Origin of the sequence: Mesorhizobium sp. M5C.F.Ca.ET.164.01.1.1, from assembly GCF_004792125.1 — a bacterium.
Taxonomy (GTDB): Bacteria; Pseudomonadota; Alphaproteobacteria; order Rhizobiales; family Rhizobiaceae; genus Mesorhizobium; species Mesorhizobium wenxiniae.
Map to the genome: position 1 here is coordinate 1 of NZ_SRTG01000228.1, position 368 is coordinate 368.

1 protein-coding gene is annotated in these 368 nt (G+C 54.1%); it reads left to right on the top strand.

The genetic code is table 11. From position 1 onward, the window contains the following. The first annotated feature begins 112 nt into the window (after positions 1-112). Complete coding sequence (locus EN807_RS33255; protein ID WP_127227429.1) at positions 113-325, top strand: hypothetical protein; 213 nt, start codon at positions 113-115, stop codon at positions 323-325. The last annotated feature ends 43 nt before the right edge of the window (positions 326-368 follow it).

The following is a 368-nucleotide window of genomic DNA, read 5'->3' on the forward strand; positions in this document are numbered from 1 at the left end:
CGAAGGGCCAGGCGCGCATCCGCACGCAGATGTCTGCCGCTCATTCCGATGCCGACATCGATCGCGCCGTCGAGGCGTTCGGAGAGGTTGGCAAGGAACTGGGCGTGGTGAAATGACCGACAAGCCCGGCATATCGTGTTGGTTCTGCGATGAACGCATCGAGACAAGTGATCGACAGGCTGTCGAGATTTCGGTCCGCAACCTTTGGTCCGATGAGGACGATGCTCCCATGCAGTATCTCTACCTGCATTCAATTTGCGCTGTTGAGAGGCTGCAGGGAAAAGGCATGAAGTTTCAGTTGGATGTGTTTACCGCTCCGAACTGATCGCGACGTTTGTTTTAATTTAGCTGAATTGAGGATTCTCGAT

Coding starts and splice junctions, on each gene's coding strand:
- EN807_RS33255 (WP_127227429.1), top strand. CDS start 113: ATGACCGACAAGCCCGGCATATCGTGTTGGTTCTGCGATGAACGCATC.